We start from the raw sequence: 17,893 nt of genomic DNA, 5'->3' as shown, positions 1-17,893 counted from the left end.
AGGCAAGGATAAGGTGCACCTGTAAAGGGAGGAAAACAGAATGGGAAAATGGATGCTGATTGGAGCAATGTCCTGTTTATTGTTATCAGCTTGTTCTACTCAAGCTGATAACAATACAGAAGTACAACAACTGAAAGTGGAAAATGATAAATTACAAAAAGAAGTTGCTCAACTACAACAAGAACCAAACAAAATAGGGCCTGCTACGAATGATACGAAGCAAACACAAGATTTCAAAAACGAAGTCACATCTATTGTAGAAAAAGCAAATAACACGAAACCAGTTGGAGCAAAAGAAGAAAACTTAAATACGTACTTAGCAGCAAAAAAAGAAATTGACCAATTGGATGACAAGATAGATCTATCTAATAATCAGCTAGAAGCAGATTATCACGCTGGAACGATAACTGTTGAACAATATCAAACGCAAGAAAAAGAACACGATATACTGGAAGATCAATTAGAGCAAGCAGAAAATGCACTTGAAGCAAGATTTGGAATAGAGGATTAATCATTAAGGAGTGGATGAAAATGTTAAAACATAAAAAGAAAATAATTATAAGTGTAATTACGATTTTAGTAAGTGGTATTGCTATTGTTGGTGGATATTATGGTATGGGTTACAATTATGCAAAAAAGAATGAAAACTACACAGAGAAACAAGTTCGTGAAATTTCTTTAGCTCATACAAATGGAGAAATTATTAATGTGAAAAAAGAATTTGAATTAGAAGATGACAACTTAGCACAATCAAAATTTGAATATGAAGTGGAAATCAAGACACCTGATAATCTGTTAAATATTTTAAAAGTTAGTGCTAGAACAGGTACAATAGAACTCAATAATGAAGATTAAATAAATATCGCTTATTTGAAAAAACTCCTAACAAAATTTGTTAGGAGTTTTTTCATGTTTATACTTTACTATTTTAAAATGTGGAAAATCTCCATACTTCTACAATCTATATAAATGACTCAAGCTTCGCATCTTTTGAATGCCCTGAAGTGCTAAACCTAAGTAAAATAATGAACTATCCTATGGAAGAAAGTTGAGGGAGCTAATCGCATATATTTTATTGAAAGGATGTGATTGAATTATGGAACGGCCGAATTGGGGAATTGGAGGATTAGTATTCGTTGGCTGTATGTTTCTTGGTGGAGGAGTGGGATCTATGTTAGGTAATGCCCAAACTGGATGGCTAATAGGAATGGGCATTGGATTTCTTGGGATGGCTTTAACGAGACTAATGAGAAAATAATGTAACTGAGATTCTTCTTCTGGTAAATAAGGAAATATGTAAGTAATTCATGGCATCAGAGCTCTATAAATTATAGTTAGAAGCTTCTCTTTTCTAAATTTCTCCATACATAGATATGATTCTCAAATCGGAGAATGGCACCTTAAGGTGTCTTTTTTATGCTCTTTAAAAATGTCTTAACATATATAGCCGAGTTAATTTAAATAATCAAGAATAATTGAGCTAATAGCTCTCGGTAGATTGCCATCATTTTTTTAATAGATTAGATTCATTACCGTTTCAGACCTATGTATTCATTCATAACTTAACAGTAAAAGGGGGGATGATTAAAGGTATGGCGTTTAATGATGAATTAATTTGTCAACAGTTTGCAAGAATTATCGGCGGGCAAGAAGGATTCGCCGGTGGGAAATGCGTGGCAACAATAAACAGGGATGAAATACGAGCAACAATCTTAGGAAAACGTTTTAGAGTAACAACTTCCTTTTCATTCGAATCACGAGACAATAAAACTGGACGGGCATTATGCCTAGGCCGAGTAGCACTCTTACAAAAAGAAGTCACTGAATTTGTGGCGACAATTATTAAACAAGGAATAATCGTTTCGTCTATACACAATGAGTGGTTATGTGATGATCCAAATTTGATTTACGTTAATATCGAAGACGTTGATGATCCACTAAATTTTGCAAGAAAAGTGAGAAGAGCGTTATGCACGTAATCAATTTCTTTAGTTAAACGAGTGATTATATTAAATTGAAAAGTTCAGCGTGTTGGATGGTTTTATAAAACGAAAGAAGGTGTTTCATATTTGGAATGCCTTTTCTTTATGTTTTCGTTACTAATGTGGGTGGTTAACGGATTATATGCTGTTTATCTTGCAACAGCAAAAACTGGACGAGGTATCTTTAAAAGTTTTTGACTGTCCGTATATACCATATTTTATCAAATGTTATTAGCATATCATAAAACGACAGGGGAGAAATCGCCAGAGAAATACGTCAAATTAGTCATTCCTTCTATAATCTAAGGGGACGTTTTTGTTTTCGAAAAATAATAGGTAAATCATTTGACAATTAAAATAATCTACTTTAATATATATGCCATAGCATATATATGGTGAAACAAATACATTCATTGTGAATGATTGACTGGTATGCTATATCCTTTTATATCTTAATTTATAGAGGTGATATATGAACTTACATGATTTAATAGGCTATCTTGTTCATCGTACTGATGTGAAAATGACCAACTATTTTACGAAGAAATTAAAGCCTTATGGAGTTACGCCAGAGCAGTGGGGGATTATTAGTGTTCTTTGTAGCCAAAGGAGCACTACTCAAAAAGAGTTGGCGGAAGCTATTGATAAAGATCAAACTACTGTTGTTAGAATGATACAGTCAATGGAGAGAAAAGGGATTGTAAAGAAGGCTTTGAATGACCAAGATAGGCGTTCACATAACCTATTTTTAACTGAAAAAGGTGACGAGTTAAAGAAAACAATCTTGCCTGTAGTGAAAGACGCTCACCATTTCGTTACGAGTAATTTGAGCGAGGAAGAAATTAAAGTATTACAATCGTTATTAAACAAATTGTATGATACACACTATTAATATTTGTTCCTTATTGATGCTACGCTATTCATAAGGAACAAACTTTGTTTTAGGTATTACATATGCTATAGCATATAATTTTCGTTTGGACGAATGGGAAGATAACTTTATTTTGTATGATATCTGATTCAGGGTCACTTTTTTGCCTAGTACCAGTCAAATTTTTGTATTATATATGCTATAGCATATAATTTTCGGCCCTTTAATATTGAGAAGGGTAATGTAAATTGAAGCGACTTCCATACGGGTAATCTCAGGAAATAGGGTAAAGGTAGTGACTACTACCTGAACAATACTGAGTTTTTATCAAATAATAAGAAAGGTGTGATTACTATTTTAATTTTCATCAATATTGTAAAAGTAGTGTTGTTTCTGTTCTTTTTAATGACAGGAACGAAAATTATATCCGGGAAAATGGCAGATGAATTCAAACGATTTGGTTTACCTTCGTTTTTTAATTTCTTAACTGGAGCTTTTGAGATTGTAGGAGCGATTGGAATGTTGATAGGAATTTGGATTCCAACAGTAGCTTTATTAGCAGGATTGTTATTAGGCGGTACGATGCTTGCAGCCGCATTGACTCTAATTGTATTAGCGAGAGATCCCTTTAAGAAAGCAATACCTGCACTTGTTTTGTTTGTCCTTAGTTTAGGGATAAGTTTGTATCACATTTTTTAAACATAACTGAAAACTATTAAACTTTCACTTTATGCGTTCAAGTTACTATCGTTTTGTGATTATGTTACAAATAGGGGGATTCTCCAATTAGTGCTTGAATAATAATAGCAATACGAATTTAGACATTACGATCATTCGGATCATAATCAGTAAAAGAATGGCAAGAATTTTATATTAAAAATAGGAGTGAGTGAAAATGGCATATTTATTACAAGTTGATTTTCCGTTTGAAGGTCCTTTTGGTGAAGAAATGGAAAAAGGATTTTGGGATTTAGCAAATAGTATTAACGAAGAAGAAGGATTCCACTGGAAAATATGGACTGAGAATGAAGAAACAAAAGAAGCTGGAGGCATTTATGTATTTGAAGAAAAACAAGATGCTGAAAAATACGCGGAAATGCACAAGAGCAGACTTGAAGCAGCTGGTGTTAAAGATATTAGAGTAAGAATTTTTAACATCAATGAAAAATTAACGGAACTGAATCGTGGGTATATTAAATAATTTCGACAGTTGGAGCAAGCGTAAAAAGGAGGGGGATAATCCCCTCTTTTTTTAATTCTTAAATTGATGGTAAGGGGGCTCACATAAAAAACAATCAATTATAAAAGTGATTTTGAACGTAAGGAATTTGTAAGGAAGAGGTAAGAAAAAAGAGATTTTCCTTGTGTAAGATGAAAATGGAAAGAAGAGTGAGAGGAGAAAAATACTATATATTTCTATAAAAAACAAATCAATTAATAAGACTTGTTTGGAGGAAAAGAGACATTACAGATTCAATGTCGTCCTTTTGCAGTGGGTTAAGAAGAAAGCTGTGTGATTAGTTCCAAACAGCAAATAACCATTTATACAATATGAATAGGGGAGAGGATTATTTTGATGAAAAAGCATCGTCAAATTACATGTACAGGTTTAGCCCTTTTAATAACTGGAGGTTCCCTGTTTTATACAACTCCAACCTCAAGTGTAAAAGCGGAGTCCATTCAAAATGTATCTAGTTCGTTACAAACAAGCAACCAAAGAAATCGAAATTCCGTCAAAGAGGCCATGCAGGATACATTGAAACTTGGATATCCAGGGATACTTGCTAAAACTTCTGAGGGTGGAAAAACATGGAGTTATGCGGCTGGTGTAGCTGATCTGAGTAATAAGAAAGCAATGAAAACAGATTTTCGTTTTCGGATTGGCAGCGTGACAAAGACGTTCACTGCAACAGTTGTGCTTCAATTAGCAGGAGAAAACCGCCTAAATCTAGACGATTCTATTGAAAAATGGTTGCCTGGTGTCATTCAAGGGAATGGATATGATGATAAACAAATTACTATCCGGCAATTATTGAATCACACAAGTGGTATCGCTAATTACACAAGGTCAAAGGATTTTAATATGATGGATACAAAAAATCCTATACTGCTGAAGGATTAGTAAAGATGGGAATATCCATGCCTCCAGATTTTGCTCCAGGAAAGAGCTGGTCGTATTCAAATACAGGATATGTATTACTAGGAATTCTTATTGAAAAAGTAACTGGGAACAGCTATGCGGAAGAGATTGAAAATCGAATTATTGAACCACTTGAATTAGTGAATACATTCTTACCTGGAAATTCAAGCGTCATTCCAGGAACCAAGCATGCCCGTGGATATATCCAATTAGACGGAGCAAGTGAGCCGAAAGATGTTACTTATTATAACCCAAGTATGGGGAGCTCGGCCGGAGATATGATTTCTACAGCTGATGATTTAAACAAATTCTTTTCTTATTTACTTGGGGGCAAATTATTGAAAGAACAGCAACTAAAGCAAATGCTTACAACAGTCCCTACAGGAACAGATGAACTAGGCGATTCCGGGCTTGGAATTTTCAAAATGAAGCTTTCAAACGGTGTATCGATATGGGGGCATGGAGGAACCATTCCTGGCTTTTTAACTTTTGCTGGGGGCACACTTGGAGGCCAGCATACATTGGCCGTCAATTTGAACAGCCTTAAAGCTGATAGTCCTGATCCTTTTAAAAATATTTTACTTGCTGAATTTAGCAAGTAGGTCAAAGAGGAGAACGGATAAATTTTATCATATTTTCATAGTGGAACAAACAAATGATGAAAACGGTCACTTATCTAAGGAGGTAATTCCGTGATGAAAAATAAGCTAACTGGTGTGTTAGCCACTGCATTAGCGGTAACTATGATTCTACCAACAGGAGTGAAAGCATTTTCTGAAAGTGAGACTACAGTTGTAACTGGTGAAGAAGTAGCTAGTCAGGAACTGAAGAAGATTGCAGCAGAGAAGGCGGAGCTACTTACAAAGTCTTATGAAGCGAATAGCGTGCAGTATGCGCTAATTGATAATGGAAAACTTATTTTGTCGGGTCAGGCTGGCAAGAATGATTTGGAAGGGGAAAAGCCGCTAACCAAAGATACTCAATATGGGATTGGTTCAGTCAGTAAAATGTATGCAACAGCGGCTGTAATGAAATTGGTCGATGAAGGAAAAGTCGATTTAGATGCTCCTGTTGTCCGCTATGTTCCTGATTTTAAGATGAAAGACGGTCGATCCAAACGTATTACACCGCGTATGTTATTGAATCACTCCTCTGGATTGCAAGGTTCTACGTTAGGTAATGCATTTTTATTTAACGATAATGATACCTATGCCCATGATACCTTGTTACAGCAATTGTCAAATCAAAACTTGAAGGCGGACCCTGGTGCTTTCTCGGTATACTGTAACGATGGCTTTACGCTGGCCGAAATTTTGGTGGAAAGAGTTAGTGGTATGAGTTTTACTGAATTTCTACATCAAAACTTTACAGGACCTTTAAAGATGAATCATACGAAAACACCGCAGGACAAATGGAGGGATGAAAATCGGGCTGGACTATATTTCCCGGCGTACCAAGGACAACTTCCAATTGAATCGGTGAATGTTATTGGTACGGGAGGCATATCTTCTACGGCAGAAGATATGGTGCGATTCTCACAACTATTTATGGGACAGGGAAAAGGAATCCTCTCTGATAAGGTAGTTAAGGCAATGGAGCAAGAGGAATATAAAAAAGGAATGTGGCCGGGGGCTGGCGAGAATATTTTTAACTATGGTCTTGGCTGGGATAGTGTAAAACTATACCCATTTAGTGAATATGGGATCAAAGCTTTGGCTAAGGGCGGCGATACGGCATTGCAACATGCTATATTAGTCGTGCTTCCGGAACAGAAAATAGCAGCGGCTGTATTGTCATCTGGTGGACGGAGCTCTACAAATCAACTAATGGCAACTGAATTGCTACTCGCCACGCTTAAAGAAAAAGGTACTATTAAGGACATCAAGCCGAACAAATCCTTTGGCAAGCCGGTCAAAGTCAAAATGCCTCAAGGCGTAGCAAAGAAAGCAGGATTTTATGGCAATAGCGAAACTCATTTCAAAATTGAAATTACGAAGAACGGTGAACTATTCTTACCATCTAATCCAGAAGAAAAATATGTATATACTGCTGATGGAAGCTTTATTAATGAGGGGGGGACTTCCAAGCTCAACTTCGTAACCGAGAAGAATGGAAGAACTTATTTGAAGGAGAGCGCATATAAATCTCATCCAGGTTTAGGGCAAAGTGTGATGACCCACTATTTAGCTGAGAAATTAGAAGACAACGTGCTTTCGAAGAAAACCGCTGCTGCATGGGCAAAGAGGGAAGGTGTCAAGTTTTATCGTGTAAACGAGAAATTTAGTTCTATTCAATATCTTGTTCAATCGAAACATCTTAGTACTCAAATTACTCGCAAGGAAGGCCCAGCAGGCTATTGGGATGGCAGAAAAATTACAGGTCCGAACACCGCGGTGCATCAGATCCAAGTACCCGTGATGAATGGTCGTGATACGACGGAAACGCATTTCTATACAGAAGGCGGCAATGAATATATGGAGATGGCTGGATTGTTATACGTAAGTGAATCTAATGTAAAACCAATTGATGTAGGCCAATCATCCAAAGTTACGTTGGATGCAAATGGGCATGCGAAATGGTTTACAATTCCACAAGCGGCAACAGACAAAAGGATGACCGTGACGCTGCCATCAAATGGTTCATTTGCGGTGTATGATGAGAAGGGAGTTTGCGTCAACTTTACCATTGTGAGTGGCAATAACAAGGTGGAACTTCCGAAGAACGGAACAATCGTATTCGCTGGGGCACCGAAATCGGAATTTGCAATCTCGGTGAACTAGCTACAATTTAAGATGATCTTAAACAAAACCAGTACGGCACAGAAAAGATGTATTACTGGTTTTGTTTGTATTTATGCATTCTCAATGAAAAAACTTGAATAATATCACGCTCAAGCACTATAAAAACATCAAAACTAGAAAATTAGTATCTCTAGAAGATGTACAGTTTTTTGGGAGTTGAATAATTTTAACAGCGTAGAGAGATTAAATTTCTACTCTTTTTCTTCTTAATTGGGGTACGACCTCATGCCCATCAAGCTAACCAAGTAATTTACTAGGTACGAAATGATCCTTGTTTCAAAACTAGCAAGTGATAAAAAAGTAGGCATACTAAATAAGCCTATTAAAACGCGATTTTTTCGCTAGGCAGCTTGTCTATGCTTCACCGTCGTTTTATACACAATCCCTAGAATATCAAAGACGGTCATCTTCTTATGTCTATGACATTTACGACCGTTCTTTTTGAGCAGTTGATAAAGGCGATGCAAAATTTTTAAAAGTTCTTCTGTGCCAACAGCTATCGCTTGAAACAGTAACGGGAAGTAATCTTTAATCATATAAATCGCTTTGTATTCACTCAGCTCCTGCTTTTTCTTTTTAAGCAGAAACTGACGCATTTGAAACATCGTAGAAGAACAGAGGAGAATGCCGATGAGTTGTCCATATAAATGGCACTCTAGGCGTTCTCTTTTTATATTTTGACATTCATCTATTTCAAAGAATGACTTCCACGTTTTAAACAAAATTTCAATCTGCCAACGAAGTGAGTATAATGAATGCACGTAGTTCGTCGGTACTTCTTCTAGCGACGTATTCGTGATATATACATTCATGCCCATTAAACGTTTACTTTTATCCTTCATGACAATGCCTTTCTTCTTTTCGCGTATCGCTTGGTTTTTCAGACGTGTTTGTGTTTGATCATCGGTTAAACGATGTATAATGACACGTGCTGGAAGTTTCTGATTTTGGCCAATGTATGCCTCGGGGATTTCCATCGTTTCACCGGGGATTAGACCAGACATCATTTGTGTCATATCAAGCTGGATGTATTCTGTTTGCTTTTTTAACGTACCATTATCGAAGTATTCTGGTTCAGGGTTCTTGATATAAATGCGTGTATTCAACTTCAACCGTGAGATATAGCAAGCCTCTTTATCATGAATGGTTTGTAAGTCTCCTAAATCGAAGTAACCAAGATCACGTAAACACAAATCGCCTGCTTCTACGGTTTCAAGACAGATGGTACCATATGTTTTATCATTATTCTTTCCTGATCCAAGCTGCACGTTAAGGAATTGACCACTAAGTAAATCATATTCCAATTGAATTTTCACGCCTGCTTTATTACTACTCCCACCTGAACCTTGATAGTCAGTGGCGAATTGATCAGGTAGTTGAAACACTGTTGCATCTAGAATACGGATACGATTGAAAGTAGAGATTATATGTGCAGAAAGTGAGTGATTTGAACAGAGTTTTTGTTTGAGAAGAGAAGTAAAGACTTCTCGAAGAAATGTGACAGCTGCTGGATTAAAGCGTTGATTCAGTCCTTCTGGACTCATGAGTGTAGCTGTATTTGCATAAAGCTGACTACATAATCGAGTGAGAGAATCACTTGCTACGTGTTGACTAATCCAAATACATAAAGCGGCCAAATCTCGTGCGCCATACTTACTTTTACGTTTTACAAAACCTGTCTCTTGTGCGAGTTGTTGAAGAATATGTGGAGATAGATATCACTGTAACTCTTCAGCGAACAAATGAAACTCATCCTGAATCGATAGATTCATACAAAAACGCCATCCTTTCTGTATACTTCTACAAAAAGAATAACGTTTTCTGTGAATTATGGATATAAATTTATCTGAGGTTGATAATGATGTATGGTGACCCAATAGCCATCAATGTCAGATTTTTTGAAGTATCTCCAGAACAGTAAAACAATAAGTAATTACGTTTTTTGTGCTTTTAAGGGGGAATTGAATAAATGAGATTATTTTGCAAAAGTATCTGCAACTAAATTTTGTGCTGACTTGCAATAATAAAGCTCATTTTTTTCTTTTTGGGGTGGTTCTGTTTTCTTAAGTTAATGGGCATAGGGGGTACCCCTTGATGGTCAAATGGCGAAATATTTTACTAGAAAATTTTATTTTTATTACTTTTTTAAATTATTTATATTTATATATTTTTAAAATAAATATCGTATATTCCAGATTATTATTATACAATATATCAACTGAACTATATATAAGAATGGAGAGTTTTTAGTTGAAATTATTGAGAAACAGTAAGGTTGGTACAAAACTAAACATACTAATAGGCATATCAAGTATTGCCTGTATAGTATTATCCCTAATAGGATTTTGGGGATTAGAAAGAGGAAAGAGTGCTTCTTCTAATATGTATGAAGATAATTTAAAATCAGTTGATTGGATAGGAACGATAGAATCTAACTTTTATCATGTTAATATGAACTTTATGGAAATAATGGTATCCAAAGATGAAAAAAGAATGAATGATTTGATAAAAGAAATGGATGGAATTCGTAAAGAAAATGATCAGTTATTAAAGCTGTTCAAAACTAAAGTTATTTCTAATAAAGAAAAAGAGCTATTTAGCAAATTTCAGGAAGAGTTTCATGAATTAAGAAAAAAGATGAAAAAGGCACAAGAATTAGGAAAAGCTAATAATGAAGAAGCCTACACTTATTATCTAAAAGAAATCGAACCTAATATGCAAAAAACAATTCAGTCCATTCGTGAACTAATTGTATATAACAGTAATAATGCAGAGCAGTTACAACAAGTTAATAATAACAGTGCTCAAAATACAATGATAATGTTTGTAGTCCTTTCAATTTTAGCAATTATCATAGTAATATTCATCGGATATCTTATTAGGTTAACTATACGACAACCACTATTATTATTGCAAAATGATATGAAGAAAGTAGCTGCAGGTAATTTAACAATACGTACTTCTTATAAAGCAAATAATGAGATAGGAAATATTGTACAGTCTTTTAATAGTATGTTAGATAATCTACAACAATTAATTGCAAGTGTTAAATCGACAACACAAGAAGTTATTTCTTCTACAGATGGTGTTTTACAAGATACAAAGCGAGCATCTAATATTTCGAATGAGGTTGTTCAGACGATTTCTGAAGTAAAAGAAAAAATAGCAGGACAGGTAACTAGCATTCAAGAGAGTTCATCTTCAATGGATGAAATAACAATTGGTGTGCAAACAGTAGCTGAGTCTTCAGCTGTAGTTGCTGAGGTAGCAGTAACTACTACAGAACAAATACACATTGGTAGTGATGTGATAAAGCACTCAATTCTTCAAATGAACAGTGTTCATGATGTCGTGGAGGAAACATCAAAAGTAATAGATAGACTTGTTACACGTACACAACAGATTGATACAGCTTTGGATGCAATTACTAATATTGCCGATCAAACTAACCTTCTTGCCTTAAATGCTGCTATTGAAGCAGCACGTGCTGGAGAGAATGGGAAAGGGTTTGCAGTGGTTGCAGCAGAAGTGAGGGATTTGGCTGAAAAGTCTAAAGAATCCGCGAATGAAATTAACCATTTAGTCAAATCTATTCAACAAGATACTCAAGACACAGTCCATGTCATGCAAAAAGGAGAACAAAAGGCAGCAGAAGGAAAGGAAGCAGCCCACCAAGCAGATCAAACATTCTCATCTATTATGAGAGATATTGACAAAATCACAAGTCAAATTCAAGAAGTCTCTGCAGCAACAGAAGAGATGTCTGCCGGTACAGAAGAAGTAAATGCGTCTCTTTCACTAGTATCTGATACTTCAACACAAATAGAAAGAGAAACAATTCAAACAGTACAATCAATTCAATTACAAGCAGTTTCAATTCAAGAAATTTCAAATCAATCTAACAAGATGAAAGAAAAGGTGAATGCATTAACAGAATTGCTTTCTAAATTTATTATTGAAGAGCAAAAAAACGAGAAATAAAATATATATAAAGAAGTACAGGTCCTTAATTAAGGACCTGTACTTCTTTATTATGACTAACTGTAAGTTGTAAAATAAATTTCTATTTTGTAAACAATTGTGAACAGAATTCTAATTTTTTGTTTTATTCATTTTTTCTGAATAATACATATTGACAAAACAATAGTAGCGATATAGAATTGGTTTTGTTCACCGGTGAACATTATGTGGGGTTTTTGTTTAGTATTATTTTTATTCATTATTTCTAACATCAAGATATTCTATCTCTTTTTTATGTAGTTTGAAAGATTATTGGCTATTTAAAATCAATAAAACGGTTTATATTGATAAAATTATTTAAAGGGATGATTGTATGACGAATGCTATAGCGGTAAGAAATGTACGAAAGTTTAGTTCTCAACCCTTATCTACTAATTGTGCTGAAATATTAAAACGTAGTAAGCATGCAATAATAGGTATTAGTCCGTTTAATAGTAGATTTTCTGATGAATATATTAATAGACTCATTGAATGGGCATTACATACTTTTGATGATGTTAGTGTTTTATTAGCTGGAAAAGAAGCTGCAAATTTACTTGAGGCTCTAGGAACACCAAAAGGTAAAGCGGAAAGAAAAGTTAGGAAAGAAGTATCTCGAAATAGAAGATCAGCTGAAAAGGCACTTAAAGAGCATGGTGGTAATGTAAATGCTATCCATACTTTTTCTGATTTTAATGACAACAATGCATATAGCTGCATGAGGGCAGAAGCAGAACATATTTTTTTAAGCGAAACTGATTTTCGAAATGCTTGCTTAGAAATGTCACATGCAGCCATTTTAGGTAGGGCAAGGGGTACTAATATAGATATTGATCAAATATCAAATGACATGCTAAATATTGCAGTAGAATATGTAATTGCAGAACTCCCATTTTTCATTGGTGGAGCTGAAATTTTAGGAGCTCAAGAAGCTGTACTTATTTATCATAAACCATGGGAGCTTGGTGAACAGATAGTTAGAAATGATTTTTCTATCAGGATGAAACCAAATCAAGGATATTTAATGGTACAAGAAATGGAAGATTTATCTTAGCAAATAGTAAGTATCCAATACAAGGGGGAAGAAATATGTCAAATACTATACAAACGGTAAATATATTAACAGAGGAATTTCAAGAAAATCCATATAAGTATTTTTCATACCTACGTCAGAATGACCCAGTACATTATGAACCTGAGATTGATAGTTATTTTATTAGCAGATATCAAGATGTCCGTAATATATTGAATGATACTGAAACATTTACAACAAAATCATTAGCTGAACGTGCTGAGCCAGTAATGCGTGGACCAGTATTAGCACAAATGCGTGGAAAAGAGCATGTTGCGAAAAGAAAAATTGTTTTAAGAAGTTTTATGGGAGATGCTTTACAAAAATTAATGCCTTTAATTAAAAAGAATGCAGAAGATTTACTATTTCCACACCTTCCAAATGGAAAGATAGATTTAATTAATGATTTTGGCAGAACATTTGCTGTTTATGTAACAATGGATATGATTGGATTAGATAAGAAAGATCATAAGAAGATAGGAGAATGGCATAGCGGTGTAGCTGACTTTATTACCAGTATAAATCAACCACCAGAGGCAAAAAAACATTCTCTTTGGTGCAGTGAACAGTTAGCTAATTATTTAGAACCAATTATTAAAGAGCGAAGATTAAACCCACAGGAAGACTTAATTTCTAAATTATGCAGTGCAAAATATGAAGGAATAGCTATGACTAATACTGATATTCTAGCATTGATTTTAAATATATTATTAGCTGCAACAGAACCTGGTGATAAGACTCTTGCTTTATTAATCTATAATTTAATTAACCAACCGAAACAACTGCAAGATGTATTAAGTGATCGTTCATTAGTACCATTAGCTATTGCAGAAACTTTACGTTACAATCCACCAGTGCAATTGATCCCACGTCAATTGTCAAAAGATACGGACATAAGTGGTATCCAACTATCCAAAGGAACTACGGTATTTTGTATGATTGGTGCAGCGAATCGTGACCCTAATGCATTTGAAAGACCTGATGAATTCAATATTTATCGTCCGGATCTTGATATTAAAAAGGCATTTAGTGGTGCTGCAAGACATCTTGCATTCGGATCAGGTATTCATAATTGCGTAGGAGCAGCGTTTGCTAAATCAGAAATTGAAATAGTTGTAAATGTAGTCTTAGATAATATGAAAAATATTAAATTAGAAGAAGATTTTCAATATGTTGAAAAAGGACTTTATACACGTGGACCTATTTCCATGCCTATTCTTTTTGATAAGTTAGTTTAAAAAAACATGGCTATTTTAATTATTAATATAATTCAATTTTTACTAAGGGGCTAAAACCCCTTAGTTTTTCTATTTTTATGAGAAGGTCAACATATATACCTTCTAAGCTGATATAACAAAAAATTAAATACATTGTTTCCATGCTTCTAAAAATTTTGTTACAACTTGTAACTCGTAATCATTAAATTGTTGGAATAACTCACTGTAACGCTCATGTGCAATTTTGTGTAACTTTTTATGAACAATGGCTAACTGTATTCCCTTATCAGTTAAAGTATAAAAGATTTCCTTCTTATTATCTGTATTTTGATGCGTCAATAAAATTTTATTATCAATAAGAACGCGAATAGCTTTAGAGATGGTTGCTTTAGAAATATTAAGTTCCATAGATAGTAGAGTGTTATTCATTTGTTGTTTACTCTCATGAATAACCGAAACAATATGTAGTTGCGTTAGAGTCCAATTTTTATTTATATTTTCATATTCACTAACTAATTCTTTTATCATCTCTTGAGATGCATATTTTTTCTTTTCTCTTGTTATGACAAAGTCTTCAATAGCTTTTAAGGTTTGTTCATGGACAAAATTTGTCATAATAATTTCCCCTATCTAGAATTATTGTTTACCGGTTAACAATATAAAGTTTACCAGTAAACAATAATTAGGTCAACAATTTTAAAAAAGACTTTTATGCATTGAAACTAACTCTTTAATATAATAGGGCTTTATTAGGGTAAATTATGAAAAACAGATACATTAAAGGTTCTTACATAATTAGTTAAATTCCAATTTAGCAATTGACAATTGCTAAATGAGGATATAAAATCAAAATAGTTTACCGGTAAACAAAAACAAAATAGACAAAGAGGGGTAGAAACATTTAAATGAATAAGGGCATAAAACAGAAAATTTACGATAATTATCTACATTTGTTACATCTCAATGAACAAAAGGCAGATAAGGATATTGAGACTTTTTTTAAGCAAGCAAAACTGGAAGAAATAGAACATGTACCGACAAATATGACAAGTATACACGTAATTGCCTGTATTGGTGAGAATCAACCAATAAATAATATTACAATTGCAAGGAAAATGAATTTATCTAAAGCGAATATCACAAAAATTAACACCAAATTAATAAAAGAAAATTTAATCACTCGTTTTCAGTCAGTTGATAACAAAAAGGAGGTATATTATCAACTTACTCCGGCAGGACAATCACTTTGTGAATTACATCAGAAAATTCATGACCAGAAAGAAAATGAATTTTATCAGTTCGTTGATTCATTTTCTGAAATTGAACAAAACGCAATATTGAAGTTTTTACAAAATATAAACGATAAAATGTTGGGGAAATAAATTTATTATAACTTAAATAAATTAGCTAATTATTAATAATCTTTTAGGAGGGATAGCATGAACCGTGTTAAATCAAGTGCTTCTTTTCTTTTATATTTGTTGTGTATTAGTGCTTTTTTCGCTTCGTTAAATCAAAACATATATTCTCCAATAATTCCTATAATTCGGGATTCATTCCAAGTATCTATAACAATGGTTAACCTTTCCGTTTCCATATTTATTTTTATTACGGCAATTATGCAAATTGTTTTTGGTTCTATAATTGATTTTAAAGGTGCTAGGACTATTCTTATTCCGAGTATTATTTTAACAATTATAGCGAGTATTGGTTGTGCAATTACAAGTAACTTTACAGTATTTTTAATATGTAGAATTTTACAGGCTGTAGGGACAGCTGCAATACCACTTATTGCTGCAACTACAATTGGTACTGTATTTCAAGGAGAACAACGAGGAAGTGCAATGGGTACATATCAAACCATGTTATCCATTGCACCTGCTGTTGCACCTGTGCTAGGAGGTTTTATTGGGGAAAAATATAATTACCCAGGTGTTTTCTGGCTACTTGTGGCAGTCTCTTTAATTCTATTTGTAACTAATTGGATATATTTCCCTAAGGATCGTGTAGGAAGTAAAAAAGAATTGAGTGGGAAAACACTTATATCTCACTATGCTTCTATATTTAAAAGCAAAGTGGGCAGTTCCATATTAATATTAAGTTTCTTTGCATTTTTTCTTTATTTCTCCTTCATTGTTTACTTACCAATTTTATTAACTGATCATTATCAATTAAGTTTACAGGTAGTGGGTTTACTTTACTTACCAATGGCTATTAGTTTAATGATTGGCAGCATGACTTTTAAAACAATTCAATCAAGAATTTCACAAAAAAAGCTTTTTATAACTGGAAATGTAGTCTTAGCTTTGAGCGTTATATTATTTGCTGTGACACACTCGAAAACTTTAATTGGCGTAACAGTTGCTTTAATTCTTCACGGAATATCAATTGGTATCCTTACTCCTTTATTTGCTACTATGATTGCAAATGAATTTGAACATAATAGAGGAAGTGCAATGGGAATGTTTAACTTTATTAGATATATGGGAATGGCTGTAGGACCTATTGTTTCGGGGGTATTATTAGCACATTTCAAGCCTACAATTGTATTTACTCTTTTTGGCGGATTTTGTATCTTTCTCTCTTTTGGTATGCTTATACGGATTAGTAAGAGATCTATTAAAATTGTACCAAAACAAGAAAATCTAAAATAAGAAAATGATTTCATCATAAAGAATGAATAGTATATAAACTATGCAGTTAAATTATTATCCATAATAAAATTAAGGTAAACTAAAAGTTGATTTTATTCATAATAAAAGATGAAATATATTGTTTCTTTTGTAATTTTGAATAAGGTAATTAGAAATTTCAATAAGAGAAATTATATTTAGTTAAGTAATAAAAAAGTGTAGAAGGGTTTTATTTCTACGCTTTTTTATTTTGGGGTATTTCGGAATTCTTAGGTTGATGGGTATGGGGTACGACCTCAATTAAGAAGGTTTCTTCAATTAATAGAAATGTATGTACATACACATTGTATTTTCATTCCATAACTTTTAAAATTTTGTTCACGATAGTTTGATATTGTAAAAAAAGAAAATATGTGGCACGACATCACTTTGTTTTTTATATAGCTTTGTAATTAAACTATAGTATTATATTTTTTCTTCATTATTGAAATTAGTAATAATAAAATGTATTATTGAAAAGCACAATTTATAATTCAAGTAATCAAGCATATGTACCTATAATAATTTGAACATTCAGAAATTATAATATTATCTAAAAACGAGGTGAGATTCATAGAAACAGTACATATTAAGTGGTATGGCATGTATAGTATAAATGACTTTTATAATAGGGAAGAAGCTTCTAAGAAGGGGATATTTGCAATCTCTAGAGTATATGCTAAGAATGTAACATTGCTCTATATAGGACAAACCAAAAGAAGCTTTATACAAAAGATAAGAGAACTTAATAAAGAGTGGACTTTTGATGAGAGCGAATTAAAGATTACATTAGGAATAATAGAATTTCCTAGTGGTGAAATTTACTCTGAAAAGAAGGTAAAAGAGATAAAATCTCTTTTGATTTTACGACATACCCCATTAGAAAACGAAACATCTTTATTATACTATAGAGGGAAATTTAATTTAAAAATTATAAATAAGGGAAGAAGAGGCTTAATTGTTAAAAAGCTTTCTACAGGAGATCTAATGTGGACGTAATTGGAATCACCTTTGAATAAAATTGAAGGTTTCTTAAGTGCAGAAGCTTATCAATTTTTAATGTATTAAACTATTTTGAATAACATATGTCAGATACTTGAAAAAACACAAATTATATTATGATATGAAATCCTGTATGG

15 protein-coding genes and 2 pseudogenes are annotated in these 17,893 nt (G+C 33.4%); 15 read left to right on the top strand and 2 right to left on the bottom strand.

The window, feature by feature from the left end:
* The first annotated feature begins 40 nt into the window (after positions 1-40).
* The 9 genes and pseudogenes from OXT04_RS07955 (at position 41) to OXT04_RS07915 (ending at position 7,773) form a co-directional block, all read left to right on the top strand.
* On the top strand, positions 41-511 hold the full coding sequence (locus OXT04_RS07955; protein ID WP_267414123.1) for a hypothetical protein: 471 nt from the start codon (positions 41-43) through the stop codon (positions 509-511).
* A 20-nt stretch (positions 512-531) separates the two neighbouring features.
* Positions 532-855 carry a PepSY domain-containing protein gene (locus OXT04_RS07950; protein ID WP_000912137.1) on the top strand — a complete coding sequence of 108 codons (324 nt, stop codon included), beginning with the start codon at positions 532-534 and terminating at the stop codon, positions 853-855.
* A gap of 241 nt (positions 856-1,096) precedes the next feature.
* Positions 1,097-1,258: a hypothetical protein gene (locus OXT04_RS07945; protein ID WP_000441010.1), complete on the top strand. Its 162-nt coding sequence runs from the start codon at positions 1,097-1,099 to the stop codon at positions 1,256-1,258.
* A gap of 322 nt (positions 1,259-1,580) precedes the next feature.
* Positions 1,581-1,979 (top strand): DUF1259 domain-containing protein, encoded by a 399-nt coding sequence (locus OXT04_RS07940; protein ID WP_000589730.1) that lies wholly within the window; start codon positions 1,581-1,583, stop codon positions 1,977-1,979.
* Between the two features lie 475 nt (positions 1,980-2,454).
* Positions 2,455-2,874, top strand: a complete 420-nt coding sequence (locus OXT04_RS07935; RefSeq protein ID WP_001048563.1) for a MarR family winged helix-turn-helix transcriptional regulator — start codon at positions 2,455-2,457, stop codon at positions 2,872-2,874.
* A 327-nt stretch (positions 2,875-3,201) separates the two neighbouring features.
* Positions 3,202-3,552, top strand: coding sequence for a DoxX family protein (locus OXT04_RS07930; protein WP_033657524.1), 351 nt, complete (start codon positions 3,202-3,204; stop codon positions 3,550-3,552).
* A 196-nt stretch (positions 3,553-3,748) separates the two neighbouring features.
* On the top strand, positions 3,749-4,054 hold the full coding sequence (locus OXT04_RS07925) for a monooxygenase (protein ID WP_000323768.1): 306 nt from the start codon (positions 3,749-3,751) through the stop codon (positions 4,052-4,054).
* Between the two features lie 375 nt (positions 4,055-4,429).
* Positions 4,430-5,595: pseudogene (locus tag OXT04_RS07920) on the top strand (serine hydrolase domain-containing protein).
* 93 nt (positions 5,596-5,688) lie between these two features.
* A complete protein-coding gene (locus tag OXT04_RS07915; RefSeq protein WP_267414167.1) occupies positions 5,689-7,773 on the top strand; it encodes a serine hydrolase domain-containing protein in 2,085 nt (694 codons plus the stop codon).
* 362 nt (positions 7,774-8,135) lie between these two features.
* Here OXT04_RS07915 and OXT04_RS07910 read toward each other — a convergent pair.
* Positions 8,136-9,566, bottom strand: a pseudogene (locus OXT04_RS07910) (IS4 family transposase).
* Positions 9,567-10,044: 478 nt separating this feature from the next.
* Between OXT04_RS07910 and OXT04_RS07905 the strand changes: the two are divergent.
* The 3 genes from OXT04_RS07905 (at position 10,045) to cypX (ending at position 14,103) form a co-directional block, all read left to right on the top strand.
* Positions 10,045-11,775 carry a methyl-accepting chemotaxis protein gene (locus OXT04_RS07905; RefSeq protein ID WP_061660839.1) on the top strand — a complete coding sequence of 577 codons (1,731 nt, stop codon included), beginning with the start codon at positions 10,045-10,047 and terminating at the stop codon, positions 11,773-11,775.
* A 352-nt stretch (positions 11,776-12,127) separates the two neighbouring features.
* The gene (locus OXT04_RS07900; protein WP_061660838.1) at positions 12,128-12,847 is read left to right on the top strand and encodes a tRNA-dependent cyclodipeptide synthase; all 720 of its coding nucleotides are present in this window, start codon (positions 12,128-12,130) and stop codon (positions 12,845-12,847) included.
* Between the two features lie 35 nt (positions 12,848-12,882).
* A complete protein-coding gene (gene cypX / locus OXT04_RS07895) occupies positions 12,883-14,103 on the top strand; it encodes a pulcherriminic acid synthase (protein ID WP_000072386.1) in 1,221 nt (406 codons plus the stop codon).
* A gap of 123 nt (positions 14,104-14,226) precedes the next feature.
* Here the strand turns inward: cypX and OXT04_RS07890 are convergent, their stop codons facing one another.
* Complete coding sequence (locus OXT04_RS07890; protein ID WP_061660837.1) at positions 14,227-14,697, bottom strand: MarR family transcriptional regulator; 471 nt, start codon at positions 14,695-14,697, stop codon at positions 14,227-14,229.
* Between the two features lie 290 nt (positions 14,698-14,987).
* Here OXT04_RS07890 and OXT04_RS07885 point away from each other — a divergent pair, with 290 nt between their 5' ends.
* The 3 genes from OXT04_RS07885 to OXT04_RS07875 all read left to right on the top strand — a co-directional run bounded on the left by OXT04_RS07885 (position 14,988) and on the right by OXT04_RS07875 (position 17,753).
* Positions 14,988-15,464 carry a MarR family transcriptional regulator gene (locus OXT04_RS07885; RefSeq protein WP_061660836.1) on the top strand — a complete coding sequence of 159 codons (477 nt, stop codon included), beginning with the start codon at positions 14,988-14,990 and terminating at the stop codon, positions 15,462-15,464.
* Between the two features lie 57 nt (positions 15,465-15,521).
* Positions 15,522-16,736 carry an MFS transporter gene (locus OXT04_RS07880; RefSeq protein ID WP_061660835.1) on the top strand — a complete coding sequence of 405 codons (1,215 nt, stop codon included), beginning with the start codon at positions 15,522-15,524 and terminating at the stop codon, positions 16,734-16,736.
* 582 nt (positions 16,737-17,318) lie between these two features.
* Positions 17,319-17,753: a hypothetical protein gene (locus tag OXT04_RS07875; protein ID WP_002094078.1), complete on the top strand. Its 435-nt coding sequence runs from the start codon at positions 17,319-17,321 to the stop codon at positions 17,751-17,753.
* Positions 17,754-17,893: the final 140 nt, after the last annotated feature.

The sequence above is a fragment of the Bacillus sp. GC_Bacil_1 genome, assembly GCF_026540675.1.
Classification (GTDB): domain Bacteria; phylum Bacillota; class Bacilli; order Bacillales; family Bacillaceae_G; genus Bacillus_A; species Bacillus_A cereus.
The sequence above is the reverse complement of the archived record's forward strand: the minus strand, read 5'-3'. Positions and strand labels throughout refer to the sequence as shown.

Bases quoted from the DNA above. Each gene is read 5' to 3' on its own strand.
- OXT04_RS07955 (WP_267414123.1), top strand. From the start codon at position 41: ATGGGAAAATGGATGCTGATTGGAGCAATGTCCTGTTTATTGTTATCA.
- OXT04_RS07950 (WP_000912137.1), top strand. From the start codon at position 532: ATGTTAAAACATAAAAAGAAAATAATTATAAGTGTAATTACGATTTTA.
- OXT04_RS07945 (WP_000441010.1), top strand. From the start codon at position 1,097: ATGGAACGGCCGAATTGGGGAATTGGAGGATTAGTATTCGTTGGCTGT.
- OXT04_RS07940 (WP_000589730.1), top strand. From the start codon at position 1,581: ATGATTAAAGGTATGGCGTTTAATGATGAATTAATTTGTCAACAGTTT.
- OXT04_RS07935 (WP_001048563.1), top strand. From the start codon at position 2,455: ATGAACTTACATGATTTAATAGGCTATCTTGTTCATCGTACTGATGTG.
- OXT04_RS07925 (WP_000323768.1), top strand. From the start codon at position 3,749: ATGGCATATTTATTACAAGTTGATTTTCCGTTTGAAGGTCCTTTTGGT.
- OXT04_RS07915 (WP_267414167.1), top strand. From the start codon at position 5,689: ATGAAAAATAAGCTAACTGGTGTGTTAGCCACTGCATTAGCGGTAACT.
- OXT04_RS07900 (WP_061660838.1), top strand. From the start codon at position 12,128: ATGACGAATGCTATAGCGGTAAGAAATGTACGAAAGTTTAGTTCTCAA.
- cypX (WP_000072386.1), top strand. From the start codon at position 12,883: ATGTCAAATACTATACAAACGGTAAATATATTAACAGAGGAATTTCAA.
- OXT04_RS07890 (WP_061660837.1), bottom strand. From the start codon at position 14,697: ATGACAAATTTTGTCCATGAACAAACCTTAAAAGCTATTGAAGACTTT.
- OXT04_RS07885 (WP_061660836.1), top strand. From the start codon at position 14,988: ATGAATAAGGGCATAAAACAGAAAATTTACGATAATTATCTACATTTG.
- OXT04_RS07880 (WP_061660835.1), top strand. From the start codon at position 15,522: ATGAACCGTGTTAAATCAAGTGCTTCTTTTCTTTTATATTTGTTGTGT.